Source organism: Paenibacillus oryzisoli (genome assembly GCF_050467285.1).
Lineage (GTDB): Bacteria > Bacillota > Bacilli > Paenibacillales > NBRC-103111 > Paenibacillus_E > Paenibacillus_E oryzisoli_A.
Genome location: NZ_JBCMUN010000005.1, coordinates 548,506 through 561,944 on the forward strand (window position 1 = coordinate 548,506; position 13,439 = coordinate 561,944).

A 13,439-nucleotide genomic window follows, 5' to 3' on the forward strand; every position below is an offset into this window, starting at 1 on the left:
CTGCTGCCTCACTTTCCGATTCAATCTTCTACATTATAGCGGGCGGTATCCTGGTAACCTACTTCAACATTAACCGATTTCACTTCAACTTCAGCCGTTACGCACAGCCCTCTCGTACTTCATACAAATTTGCTCGGCGAAACCTTGTAATGCTTCTTAAACGCCTTGGAAAACGAATACGGATCCGGGTACCCGACGAAGGAAGCAATCTGCTGCATCGTATAGCGATGACTGTAGACAAGATCGCGCGCCCGATTCATGCGCAGCTGGAGCATATACTGCCCCGGCGTTACCCCCAACGCTTGCTTGAAATAGCGAATAAAATATTTTTCCGACATGCCCGCAACTTCCGCCAGCTCCGAAATACGTACTGCACGTTGAAGGTTTCTCTGAATAAATTCAATCGTTGTTTTCAGCTCCACAAGATGTTTCGCATGCTCCCCCGCGGCGGAACCAGTCAGAAAATCGCCTTCGTAGTTCCCGTCCCCGTAGCTTTCCACGATGCGGGCAATCAGCATCATGAGGCTGCCCTTCAGCCGCATACCCCACATGCCACTCCCTTCCCGGCTTTCCTCAAAAGCCTTGTGCATCGCCGTCGCTTCCGCTGCGATCTCCCGCGCCGGAACGATGCCGCTCAACGGAAAAGCCCCCAGAATGCGCTGCTGCTCCCCGAGACCGAAATCAAAATGAAGATACAGAAATCGGCACGCGGTACCGCCATTCATCGCTGTATACGGAACGCCGGGATAAAATAGCACGGCATCTCCACTCGACGCGGTATGCATCGCACTGCCAAGGTCAACTTCGATTCGCCCTTCCTCGATCAGCCACAGGTCATAATTATGGTGAGACTTGCTCTCCACCCAGCCGGCGTCATGGTCAGCCTTGTTGTAGGAGGTGATGCGAAGGGAGACATGCTCCGACAAGTCGTTGAACAGCTCCGTGCCCTTCATCTTTTATTCATCTCCTTACTTTTTACCAGAATGATAATCGAATCCTATCTCAATATACGTTTCCATCGCAAGCTAAATCATACTATTTGACAAGAAACGGGAACTATCCTGCATTTTCATGCTGTTCCCTTCTCTTCATAATGAAGGCATACCCTACAAGTGGAGGAGATTCTTATGACAAACATTACGCTTCAACATCCCAAAGTCGTCGTGATCGGAGCTGGCAGTCTGTTTTTCGGCCGTCAATCCATCTGGCAAATGGTACATTCCGAGTACCTGAACAATGGTACGCTGGCTTTCGTAGACACAGACGAGACTCGCTTGAACAAAATGGTCGCGCTGGCGAAAATGGTCGCTGCCGCCAGCGGTGTCGCGCTGACCGTCGAGGGCTCTACCGATCGCCGAGACATACTGCCCGGCGCCGACTTCGTTGTCCTCAGTTTCGCCGAGGATACGGTCAAATACCGGGGCATCGACTGCGCCGTCTCTGAAAAATACGGCATCCGCATGTGCTCCGGGGATACCATCGGGCCAGGCGGCATTTTCCGGGCGATGCGGGAGCTGCCCGAAATTATGGCGTGCGCGCGGGATATTGAAGCCCTGTGCCCGGAGGCATGGGTCATCAACTACATCAATCCTTCCGCCGTCCACGGCATCGCTTTGAGCCGCTACGCGCCCAAGCTGAAAAGCTTCGCTTTATGTGACGGCCACCATATGCCGGGCAAAAAAATCAACTACGCCTGGCGTGCAGGCCTTGTGGCGGAGCCGAACGATTACTCCGCGGACATCGACAGCCGCTTCGATTTGCGCATCGCCGGCGTTAACCATTTTACCTGGATGCTCCGGGCTGAATACGACGGTGTCAACGTCATGCCGCACATTGCCGCTTCCTTGAAGCAGGCTGCCGAGACGGAAACCGCCGGGGGCGATACCGGCGCCAAAGCGAAGCACAATGATGCGATCAGCTATCAATTGTATGAGATTTACGGCTCCGTGCCGACGTGTACACCGCATACGAAGGAATATCTGCGCTTCTGGCAAGGGCTTGGCCATACGCCGGACGAGATTCCCCCGCTGTCCATTTGGGAAACCGAAGCACGTTACCTCCGCCACGAGGCGATGTGGCAGCAAGTCGACGACTTCCTCTCGGGGAAACTGCCAATTGCCACGTACATGGACACGTTCGGCCCGGATCACGCCACGGACATTATCGAGAGCATGGTCGGCGGACTCGGCAAAAAATACTATATTAACACCCACAATCAAGGCGCCGTGTCGAATATGAATGACGACGCTTTCCTTGAACTGCTGTGCGAGGTATCCTTGGATGGCGTGAAACCGCTGCCGGTCGGCGATATGCCGCGCGGGCTGCGAGGCATGCAGGAGCTCGTGCTGGATACGCACGAATTGACGGCGGAAGCCGTTGTCGAAGGCAGCCGCGAGAAGCTGAGACGCGCCATGCTGACGGACCCTCTGGTGAACTCCATCGCCGATGCGGATCGGATCATTGAGGAGCTGCTCGAACTTGAACGTGACATCATTCCGGCAAGTTGGTATGAGATGGAAGGCGCGCATTCGTAACAATCAATTGCAACTACTCTGGTACTCGGAGGCACGAAGAGTGCTGACTATTTAAGCCCCACAACACATCCAATTTTATGGAAATCCTATTTGGCATCCCTCTTAACCAAGCGGAAACGGCAAATTCCCCTGAGTGATCGGGGGGTTGAGAGAGGAAGCGAACTTCTGACCTGATGTATTCGGAGAGGAGCACTGCAACCGTTAGCCTTGGAAAAGTGGCGTTTAGCGCCAAATAGGAGCTGTGACAACGATGAGTTGCTTGGCCCACAAGACGCCCTATTGTATAAAATTCCATTTTTCTTCCCCCTCCCACTTCGATAAGTACGCACAAAGTAGCTACCAACAAAGAACCGGACGATCCCAAGGATCGTCCGGCTATCTTTTCAAATCGCCACGAAAATTTCGTCATTGATGATCCGAACCTCGAATCCACGCAGCCGAACTCCGTCTTCCTCCGCCAAATGCTTGCCGGTCAGCAAGTCGAACTCCCACCCATGCCAAGGGCAGCGGAGCACTTCGCGATCCTTGCCGTACGCATATTCATAGACGAGCGACGGCATGCGGGTCCCGCATACGACACCTTCACACACCGGCGCTGCCGCATGCGGACATACGTTGCGCCAGGCATACCACTTGTCGCCGATGTGAAAAATCCCCAGCTCCATACCTTTGACTTCCACGATTTTGCGGCCACCATCCGGTACTTCGCTCGCCAAACCAACCGGATATAACGTCTTCTCTTTCCCGGTACCCGTTGCCATCGTTACGCCTCCCCCTGCTGAGCCTTAACTGGCGTAGACACCTGCGGCCGCGCATACAAGCCATACAAATGCATCGCATTGTCGCATAAGATTTTTTCGCGCAACTCCCGGCGGATCGGTGAGAGCACAACCTTGGGATTATCGAAATCCCAATGCGGATAATCCGAGGAGAACATAATCTTGTCATCGGCCCCGACCATGTCGAAAATCTGATTCATCTGTTCCGGCCGATCCGGTTCTTCAATCGGCTGCGTCGTAAAATACACATGCTGCCGAATATATTCGGATGGCAGCCGTTTCAGCCATGGCACCTGATCGCGCAGCGCCTTATAGTTTTTGTCCATCCGCCACATCAAATGCGGCGCCCACGCGATTCCGCCTTCGATGGCGACGAACTTCAGCCCCGGGAATTTCTCGAATACCCCTTCACAGACGAGACTGTTCACATGGGCCATATAATTCGTCGGCAGAATATTATGCCACTCGATATACTTCGTCGGATAACCCGACGGCGTCGGAGCTCCGGCAATGCCCCGGCCCTCTGTCCCCGGATGAACGGCAACCGGGAGCCCGTTGCGCTCGGCCGCTTCATAGATGGGATGGAAAAAACGCTGACCATACAGCATTCGCGACCCGCTGCACATGATAACCTGCACCATATCCTTATGCTTCGCCATACGTTCTATCTCTTGGGCCGCCGCCTGCGGGTCTGCATGGTTAATCAGGATCGAACCTTTGAATACCGGGCTCGCCGCCAACCAGTGATCGACAAGCCAGTCGTTGTAAGCGCTTGCGACAGCATTGCCGAAATCGGGATCCGGATTCAGTGATACCCCCAGGATACCCGAACCGGTCAAAATCCCGTAATCAATGCCCCATTTCTCAAAATGGTGCTTCAACATAAACTGCGGATCGCTGCCCGGCGTGCCTCCATTGGGCTGCTTGGCATCCTTGCGCATCACACCGATCGGCGAGTACCAACCACCGCCATAGCCGGGCCCAACTGCGAGCCATTGATCATGCCACACCTTGGGCAAATAGGGAAGCAAATCCTGCGGTTTTGCGATCGCATTGTGTACATCTGCGTCAATGATTCGCGGCTTGTTGTCCGCCCCTGTTTCCATGCTCATGTTCTGCATCCCCTTTGTTGGTTATGTCTTCATGAACTAAGCATAAAAGAAATAACACCCGCGGTACATGCACATTCCGATGGAAATTCTGGATTTTTGATCGATCCTATCCCTGGCGATAATGGCTCGGTGTTAGTCCCGTCTCCCGGCTGAAAATTCTCGTAAAATAAAACGAATCCGGAATACCTGACTCTTCCGCAACTTGCCGAATCGGCAAACTGCTTTCTCTCAGCAATTGCTTTGCATGGTCGATCCGTATGCGGGTCAAATATTGAATCGGCGAATAGCCGGTATGTTTTTTAAATAAACTGGAGAAATATGCGGGCGACAACGAGGCATGTCCCGCCATCATTTCCCTGGTCAGTTCCTCCCTGAAATTAGTTTTCATGTACGCAATCGCTTCCCGAACGATAGCTGCGGCGCCGGCCTCCTCCGCCCCTCTTCTTCCGGCGGCAGCGGCGACGGCCGCTTGGACCAGGCCCAGAAAATCAACGCGCGTCTCCCATTCAAAGCCAGCCTCCTTCTGAATCCAACAACGAAGCAGACGCTCGAAGCGTTCCTCCAGATCGCGAGTCCCCAGCCCAGGCAGCACATGATCGATCGGCAGCGGGCCTTCCGCGCCTTGCCAATCCGCTTTGATGCCGTCCCACTGCAGCCGTCCGTACTGATAATGAACGGAATAGAAGCATAGCGTTTTCTCCGGACTCGTCACAATGTCCATGCGGTTTCCCGGCCATACTTGAAATAGTGTGCCCTCGCGCAGCGGTTGCCGTTCCCCATTCCCGACAGTGATCGTCCCTTCCCCCGCCACAACTAACGCAAAAATATGCATCCGCGTTCGTTCACGCAGCAGCTGATACCCCCAGGTCTGCCAAAAAGAAAGATCCCGTTCAACCACATCTAGAATTTTGGGGCTGAAGCTGTTGAAAAAATCGTAGTCCATACCTTTTCTCCTACCCCCCATTTACGAGGCATCGTTCGTGGTTGTAATTCTATATACTCTCGCCAGGATGCAGCCTCGCCTGCAAGAAACGCGCTTCCCTTCCCTCCGAAGGCTCCAGCCCGTCGATCTGCCTGAACAGCGCGGCGACGGCTTCAGCCCCCATGGCCGCATACGGAATTTCCATCATGCTCAGGGAAGGAACCAGATGGCGGTTCACCCGCAGCGTATCGTCCGCTGCCATCAGCTTCACATGCTCGCCGACCCGAAGGCCAAGCTGCCAGGCTGCCCGGTAGGCGCCAATCGCGCCGATCGCCCAATTGAACAGCAGCGGCGGAATGCCAGGCCCCTCTGCCTGCAATCGCTGCAGCACGCCCCGCAGGCCCAACTCGTCATCCGCATGCTGCCTCTCAATTCGCGGCTCAACGCGCCGATTCGCGCACCAGTCGAGATACGCCTGCTCGCGGCTCTTCTCCGCCCAGTTGCTGGCCACATTATCATTGTTGTACAGCTGTACATAGATCGGCTGAGGCAGCGCATTATCCTGCGACATATACGCGAGCGCATCCATCACGCTCTTGTAGTAATCAGCCTGAACGGAAATAACGCCGTCATTCTCCGCGTAGCCTTCAATAGAGACGTAAGGCACTTGCAAGCGTTTCACTTCGGCAGCCCACTGCTCGTCACAGTACGATACCGGATCCAGCGTAATAATCCCGTCAATGCGATTCTGGAGGTACAGCTCCAACAGCCGCTCACGCGCCTCTCCGTCTTCCTGACCGCAGATCAGAATATGATACCGCCGGGCATGGCAAGCTTGCTGAATGCCTTCCAGCACTTGGAGGAAAAGCGGATTGCCCGTGTCTCCGAACGCGGCCAGGCTGCTGCTCTGCCCCGTTCGCATCGCTCTTGCCTGGGAATCGACATGGTAATTCAATTCCTTGATCGCCGCCAACACGGCTTCACGGGTTTCCAAGCTGACGCCGATGCCTTGCGTGCCATTCAGTACGGCGGACACGACACTACGGGATACGCCCGCTCGTTTGGCTACATCAAAACTCGTCACTCTCTTGCGAGTCATCGTCTACACCTCTTCCCGTTATCGTAACACGTGTTATGGAATTTGCAAAATCGGAATTATGGACACCAATTTCATATTTCCGGCTAAATACGCCCCACGGTTTCAGCCATATAATGGGCTTATACCAAACTATAAGAGAAGCGAGGAATCACTATGGGTTTTAAAATCGGTGTCGTAGGTGCAGGACAATTTTCCAAATGCTTTATTCCCCTTCTGCAAGCTCATCCATTCGTCGAGGAGGTCGCCTTGGCGGAAGTCGTAGCGAGCCGCAGAGAGGCGTTCGTCCAAGCATTTCGCATCGCCCGAAGCTACGCATCACTCGAAGAGCTGCTTGCTTCAGATGTCGATGCCGTCGCCATTTTCACACAGCGTCATCTTCACGGCGCGCACACGCTTCAAGCGCTTCGCGCCGGCAAGCATGTCTATTGCGCAGTACCGATGGCCCAATCGCTGGAGGAAATCGAGCAAATCACGAACGAAGTCGTTCGGACGGGGCTCATTTACATGACTGGGGAGACAAGTTACTACTATCCGAGTACGATTTTGTGCCGCGATAAGTTTAAGGCAGGCTCCTTCGGCGATTTCGTATACGGCGAAGCCCAGTATATGCACGACATGTCCCATGGCTTTTACGATGCATTCAAATATTCCGGCGGAGACGCTTGGAAAAAGGTAGCCGGCATTCCGCCGATGTATTATCCCACGCATTCGGTCAGCATGCTTCTCTCCGTCACAGGAGCCAAAGCAACGAAAGTGGCTTGTCTGGGCTATGTCGACAAACATGAAGACGGTATCTTTCGACAAGGCGCCAACTTGTGGGACAATGTTTTCAGCAATCAAACCGCGTTGATCAGCACCTCCGATGGAGGCTCTCTGCGCCTGAACGAATTCCGGCGTGTAGGCTGGGGCGGACCGAACAGCGTGTACATGAGCATGTACGGCACCGAAGGGAGCTTCGAAGAACATGCAGGCGGCGCCGCTTGGACATCGAAAACCTGGGGAGACGTCGTCGATCTTACCGGCGATTTAAGCTGTCAGGATGCTTATGTGGAGTTGAAGGATCTCGAGCAGGATCTGCATCCGACCTTAAAAAACGACTTCCATTCCACCTTGGCCATCGTTCATCCGCAGCATCGCCTGCCAGCTTCCTTCCAGGGGCTTCCGAACGGTCATTTTGGGTCGCATCAGTTTTTGGTCGACGATTTCATCAAAGCGCTGCACACCAATCTGCTGCCGCCGAATCACGTGTGGAACGCGGCGAAATATCTCGCGCCAGGGCTCATCGCGCACGAGTCATGTCTGCGGGGCGGAGAAATGCTGGCGATTCCTGACTTCGGAGATGCTCCAAGCCATTGGAGCCTGTTGGATCCCGACGCCTTCCGCGCAGGCGAATAGCACTGCAACGCTCGCTCAAGCCCCACAATTGGCCAACCGCCTGGAGAACCTTTCCAGCGGTTTTTCCTTTTTATCGAACCTATGTTACATTAAATGAAGAAGAAAAGAACGCATACGCAAAGGACGAACACAATGGCCAAGGATCTCGTTCCCTTAAGCCCGGAGGAAACGCTTCCTTATTTGAACATGGTTTCCTTCCCCCCTTATATCACGCTCGCCCATTTATTCCACGCGCCTGAAGGCTGGCGAACGCCGACACGGAGCTTCCCTCAATATGCTCTGCAGTATGTGGTCAAAGGCACGGCCATCTATCAGATCGAAGACAAAACCTACACGACTCGGCGAGGCGACCTGCTCATGCATCAGCCGAACGAAGTCAACGCCATACATACGATCCCCGGCGAGCCCTATATTTGCATTTCTCTGGTCTTCCATTTTGGCGGACAGGCGATGCCGTTCCAATCTTGGGCGCGAGGACATCATGCCTTCGGTAACTATATCAACCATCCGCTGGAGGCCATGCTCACCCAACTTGTCAGCAACTACAGGCATCTCGAACCGGAGCGGCAGCTCAAATCCCAGGGACTCCTTCTGCAAATTTTGGCTGAGTTGACGATACCGCTGCGGTATCGCGCCCATGACAGTTCACCTCATGCCAATATGAATAAAATGATTTTAGTAAAAAATTATATTATTGAACATTTTCAAAAACCGATGAACTATGAACGTCTTGAAGACATTTCCGGTCTCAGCAAAAACTATTTAATTTCTCAATTCAAAGCCTGCTTCGGCATGCCGCCGATCCAGTATCAGCTGCGGGTTCGAATCCAGCGCGCGAAAGAGCTGGCCCTGCAATCCGGTTTAAGCGTATCGGAGATCGCCCTGGAAGTTGGCTACTCCGACGTTCACACCTTTGGGAAAATGTTCAAAAAAAAGACAGGCATCAGCCTGTCTGAATATGTGAGCACGTTGACGATTTGATCACTTGCAGCTGAAGTCCGAAGACGGCCTACCACTCCGCTACTGTTCCGTCCGGCTGGCGCCAGATCGGGTTCTTCCAGTTGTGGCCGATCTTGGCCATTTCGCGCACCTTCGCTTCGTTCACTTCGATACCTAGCCCCGGTGCCGTCAGATTGCGGACGAATCCGTCCTCGTATTGGAATACGGATGGATCCACGAGGTAATCCAGCAGATCGCTTCCTTGGTTGTAGTGAATCCCCAAGCTCTGCTCCTGAATGAACGCGTTCGGGGAACACGTGTCAAGCTGCAAGCACGAAGCCAGCGCAATGGGCCCCAGCGGGCAGTGCGGAGCTACCGCAATATCGTACGCTTCCGCCATTGCAGCGATTTTGCGCGTTTCGAGAATGCCGCCGGCGTGGGACAGATCCGGCTGGATGATATCGACGATGCCCTGCGCGAGCAGCTCTTTGAAGCCCCAGCGCGTATACATCCGCTCGCCGGTCGCGATCGGACAGGAGGTGTAGCGCGCGATCTCGCGCAGCGCTTCATTGTTTTCCGGCAGCACCGGCTCTTCGATGAACATCGGCCGGTACGGCTCCAGCTCCTTGGCGAGAATCTTCGCCATGGATTTGTGCACCCGGCCGTGGAAGTCGATGCCGATGCCGACTTCCTTGCCGACCGCCTCGCGCACCGCCGCGATGCGGGCAATGGCCTCATCGACTTTGCCGATCGAGTCGATGTAGTGCATTTCCTCGGTGGCGTTCATCTTCACCGCGGTAAATCCGGCGGCCACCTGCGCCTTGGCTGCTTGCCCCACATCGCTCGGCCGATCGCCGCCGATCCACGAGTACACGCGCGTCCGTTCGCGGCACGCGCCGCCTAACAAATCATACACGGGCGCGTTGTAGAACTTGCCCTTGATATCCCAGAGCGCCTGCTCGATCCCGGAGATCGCGCTCGATAGAATCGGCCCCCCGCGGTAGAAGCCGCCGCGGTACAGCACTTGAAACAGATCCTCGATGCGCATCGGATCTGTCCCAATAATGTGCTCGCTCATCTCCGTGACAGCGGCAGCCACCGTATCCGCCTTGCCTTCGACGACAGGCTCTCCCCAGCCTGTGATGCCTTCATCGGTTTCGATTTTCAGGAACAGCCATCTTGGCGGCACCTTGAACAATTCCATTTTCGTAATTTTCATCCTGCGTTTCCCCTCTCGTCTTGGTCCTGCTTATGGGTCAGGCATATTGATCGCGGTATTCCTGCGGCGTCATGCCGTAATGCTTTTTAAATGCATGATTGAACGAATGGGGGCGCTGATACCCTAGCTGCGTTGCGATTTCATAGATTTTATCCTGGCCATGCTTCAGCAGATACGCCGCTTTATCCATCCTGACCTGATTGACGTAATCGCTCAAGTTATCGCCGGTTTCTAGCTTGTATATCTTGGACACATACACGGGATGCAGATACACATGATCGGCGATCGACTGCAAAGATACGTCACTCGCAAGGTTCTGCTCGATAAAAGAACGAATCTCATTAATCAGCGACACGCGGCTGTCTTTCCGCTCCTGATCCATGTCCTCCTTCATGCACCGCAGCGCCCGCATCGACCAATCTCGGAGCTGGTTCACCGACCGAAACGGGATGCCTTCCGTCATCCGGTCATAATCCCTCCCGATCAACTGATGCAATTGCCGACCATTCTTATGGGCGATATAGGCATAGGCGGAAGCAATGGAAAAATACACTTCCAGCAGATGCTCCTGCGACTCCGCGTATTTCGCTTCCATTTCATCGAAAATGACGCCAAGCTTTTCCCCCACATCGTCCCAACGCGCGGCTTCTAGCAGATGGTTCAGCGTCGGCGGCTCATACAACCGCTGCAGAGCGGTCAGCTCCGTAGGAACAGGCTCATCGCCGAGCCGCATGAACAATTCAAGTTCGTTGCCGATCTTTTTGCGAAAAGCGCTCAAGGAGCGGTTATAGAGCCCGTTCAGATCCTGCGGGAAGGTGCCCCACGTGCTGACCAGAATGGAGATTTTGCCTTTCAGGTAGTTGTTAACCGCCGATTGCAGCACGGAGGCCGTCCTTTCCAGCCACGCCGTTTCTTCTTTATCGGGCGTTTCCGACTCGCCCTTCTTTTTCATCACAAAAACGAGATAATCATGCGCATCCTTCGCATGCCAGCTGTCGAACCGCTCTCCGAACAGCTCCTCCACCATGTTGCCGATCGCGTATTCCATCAAAGACAGACGGGAGATGTCGTACTCCAGAAACTGAGATTCGAGCCGGATCATCATAATGGCAAAAGCCTGCTCATGGAAATCCGACAGCTCCAGCATATGCATTTTGTCACGAAGCGAGGACGAGGACATGCTGCGGCCTTGAAGCAGGTCGCTCAGCAGGTTGCCGCGCAGCAGCGGAAGATTTTCTTTTAACGTGTAGCTTAATCGCTGCCTGGAGACGACTTCCTCCCACTCGCGCTGCAGCTTCTCTTTCACCCGGCTTACCGTCGCCAGCAGATCCGCCTCCGTCACAGGCTTCAGCAAATAGTCTTCCGTGCCTTGCAGAATCGCTTCTTTGGCATAGTTGAAATCCGAGTATCCGGATAAAAGAATGCACTTCGTCTTCGGCCATCTGCGATTAATGGTCTGGATCAATTGCAAGCCCGTTATGCCCGGCATCTGAATATCGGTCAGCACGATGTCGATCGACGTCTGCCCAAGCAGTTCCAACGCTTCCTCGCCGGAAAACGCTTTGTACACCTGCTCCACACCGACAGACGCCCAGTCTATGGTCGAATAGAGACGATCCACCACATGCACTTCGTCATCGACGATCAAAAGCTCTGTCATGCCTCCGGCACCTCCATCTTCGGCCCTTGTATCTGCGCCTCGCGTCTCCAAGTCAGAACAGATCTGACTCCGCCGCTGTCTCCCCGTTCCAAATGAAGGCCTGACCCTTGGCCAAACTGGTACACTAAGCGATGATGCACATTCCAGGTTCCACAGCCGATCTCATCCGTCATAGCCGTTTGCAACTGCTTGTGCAGCTGCTCCAGCCTTTCATCGGTGAGCCCCGCGCCGTTATCTTCCACGATCAGCCTATTGAATTCCGCATCCTGCTCGCCCGTGATCGTAATACGGTCGCCGCCAAGGCTGCGCTCAATGCCATGAACGATGGCGTTCTCCACAAGCGGCTGCAGGATCAGTCTGGGGATGCGCTCTTCCAGCATCGTATCAGGTACGGTGATCTGATAAGTGAGCCTGTGAATGCGCAAGGTCTGGATGCTCAAATAGTGGCGCGCCATATCGAGCTCCTCTCGCAGCCTGACCATCTGATTCTCAACCCGCGTCGTGTAGCGGTAATACTCGGCCAAATTTTGCGCCATCGCCACGACCGACTCCTTATCTTCCATTTCCGCCGAATTAATAATGAAGAATAACGAGTTATATAAAAAATGGGGATGAATTTGCGACTGCAGCTGCTTCAGCGTCGCTTCGCGCGAGCGTATTTTCTCGGCGTACACGTCCTCGACCAGCACTTGAATTTGCTCCGCCATTTCATTGAAACGTTGAATGAGAAAATCAAATTCATTCTTCGCTTGATACGTAATCCGAGCCGACAGATCGCCCCGCTTCACCTTCTGCACGCTCTGAATCATTTTCACAAGCGGAATCTGCACGTTGCGGTAGAGCAGGAAAGAAGCGAGCACACTCATGCCGAGCAAAAGTCCAATCGAAATATAAAATAAGTTCCGGGACATCGTGATCGGCGACAAAATTTTCTGAACCGGCACATAATCAATCAAATACCAACCTAACTGATCGGATTTGACATAACTGATCAAATACTGCTGATCGACCAGTTTCATCTGCATTTGCCCCGAAGCGGCCAGGTTGATGCCTCGAAGCCGCTCCCTGATCGCTGCCGGGATTTGCGCCTCCGACGTGCTGTTCACGATGAAAGCCGACGCCCCGTCAAATAAAAAAGGATCGCTCCGCTTATCCGACTTGTAGACGTCAAGAAGCTGAATCAGGTTTTGCGCGCTGAAACGGACCTGATACAGCACCCTCGCCTGATTCAGCACCTCGGCGCGAACCGGCTCGCTGATCTCGCGATAAAAGGAGCCCCCGCTTTTATCATCCGCCTGTGCTTGAAAAGACCAGGTCCGATGAACGGGATCCTGCCAAGGCCAACGGTCCGTACCATTCACAAAAATGCTGGAAGACAGCACTTTTTTCTCCTTCGGAATGACGATCGTCAGCTCATTGACCCAGCCGCTTGCGACGCTTTGCAGGCTCAGCTTTTCAATAATGCGCGACTGCTCCCTGAGCATGTCATAAGCCGGATCGCCACTGCGGTCGATGAACTCCCTGATGTACGGATCGCTGCCGAGGATCACGGGCGACATCGCCAACCGCTCGACGTTCGAATCCAATTGATGCATGAAAAAAGAAAGCTGGTTCAAGTTCGACGACTGGATCTGATCCTGAACGACTTTGTTCGTCGTACGATTCGTGAAACTGTACAGCACCACGATGGGCGTTAGCAGTAACACGAGCAGAATGAGAATTTTACTGAAAATATTCAATTTATAAGGCATGCGCCGATCACCTTCCATGCTTCCGCTGA

General features: G+C 53.9%; 11 protein-coding genes. 3 read left to right on the forward strand and 8 right to left on the reverse strand.

Annotated elements, in window-relative coordinates:
- Nucleotides 1-119: 119 nt before the first annotated feature.
- The gene (locus ABE504_RS08375; protein WP_430087001.1) at nucleotides 120-953 is read right to left on the reverse strand and encodes a helix-turn-helix domain-containing protein; all 834 of its coding nucleotides are present in this window, start codon (nucleotides 951-953) and stop codon (nucleotides 120-122) included.
- Between the two features lie 174 nt (nucleotides 954-1,127).
- On the opposite strand from ABE504_RS08375, the gene ABE504_RS08380 reads away from it, so the two are divergent.
- Nucleotides 1,128-2,534, forward strand: a complete 1,407-nt coding sequence (locus ABE504_RS08380) for a glycoside hydrolase family 4 (protein ID WP_430087005.1) — start codon at nucleotides 1,128-1,130, stop codon at nucleotides 2,532-2,534.
- Nucleotides 2,535-2,917: 383 nt separating this feature from the next.
- Here ABE504_RS08380 and ABE504_RS08385 read toward each other — a convergent pair whose 3' ends face one another.
- From ABE504_RS08385 to ABE504_RS08400, 4 genes are all read right to left on the reverse strand, one after another.
- A complete protein-coding gene (locus ABE504_RS08385) occupies nucleotides 2,918-3,295 on the reverse strand; it encodes a Rieske (2Fe-2S) protein (protein ID WP_430087008.1) in 378 nt (125 codons plus the stop codon).
- A 2-nt stretch (nucleotides 3,296-3,297) separates the two neighbouring features.
- Entirely contained in the window at nucleotides 3,298-4,425 is a 1,128-nt protein-coding gene (locus tag ABE504_RS08390) for an amidohydrolase family protein (RefSeq protein WP_430087011.1), read from the reverse strand.
- Between the two features lie 106 nt (nucleotides 4,426-4,531).
- Nucleotides 4,532-5,368, reverse strand: a complete 837-nt coding sequence (locus ABE504_RS08395) for a helix-turn-helix domain-containing protein (RefSeq protein WP_430087014.1) — start codon at nucleotides 5,366-5,368, stop codon at nucleotides 4,532-4,534.
- Between the two features lie 49 nt (nucleotides 5,369-5,417).
- Nucleotides 5,418-6,446, reverse strand: coding sequence for a LacI family DNA-binding transcriptional regulator (locus tag ABE504_RS08400; RefSeq protein WP_430087017.1), 1,029 nt, complete (start codon nucleotides 6,444-6,446; stop codon nucleotides 5,418-5,420).
- Between the two features lie 153 nt (nucleotides 6,447-6,599).
- Between ABE504_RS08400 and ABE504_RS08405 the strand changes: the two genes are divergently transcribed.
- Both ABE504_RS08405 and ABE504_RS08410 read left to right on the forward strand, forming a co-directional pair.
- Entirely contained in the window at nucleotides 6,600-7,841 is a 1,242-nt protein-coding gene (locus ABE504_RS08405; protein ID WP_430087020.1) for a Gfo/Idh/MocA family protein, read from the forward strand.
- Between the two features lie 132 nt (nucleotides 7,842-7,973).
- The gene (locus tag ABE504_RS08410) at nucleotides 7,974-8,822 is read left to right on the forward strand and encodes a helix-turn-helix domain-containing protein (RefSeq protein ID WP_430087024.1); all 849 of its coding nucleotides are present in this window, start codon (nucleotides 7,974-7,976) and stop codon (nucleotides 8,820-8,822) included.
- Between the two features lie 28 nt (nucleotides 8,823-8,850).
- On the opposite strand, the gene dgoD is transcribed toward ABE504_RS08410, so the two are convergent.
- Genes dgoD through ABE504_RS08425 form a run of 3 tightly spaced genes read right to left on the reverse strand, consistent with a single transcriptional unit; the run spans nucleotide 8,851 to nucleotide 13,410 of the window.
- Nucleotides 8,851-9,999 (reverse strand): galactonate dehydratase, encoded by a 1,149-nt coding sequence (gene dgoD / locus ABE504_RS08415; protein ID WP_430087027.1) that lies wholly within the window; start codon nucleotides 9,997-9,999, stop codon nucleotides 8,851-8,853.
- A 37-nt stretch (nucleotides 10,000-10,036) separates the two neighbouring features.
- A complete protein-coding gene (locus ABE504_RS08420; protein WP_430087030.1) occupies nucleotides 10,037-11,659 on the reverse strand; it encodes a response regulator transcription factor in 1,623 nt (540 codons plus the stop codon).
- Entirely contained in the window at nucleotides 11,656-13,410 is a 1,755-nt protein-coding gene (locus tag ABE504_RS08425) for a sensor histidine kinase (RefSeq protein WP_430087033.1), read from the reverse strand. Before ABE504_RS08425 ends, ABE504_RS08420 begins: the two co-directional genes overlap by 4 nt.
- Between the last annotated feature and the right edge of the window lie 29 nt (nucleotides 13,411-13,439).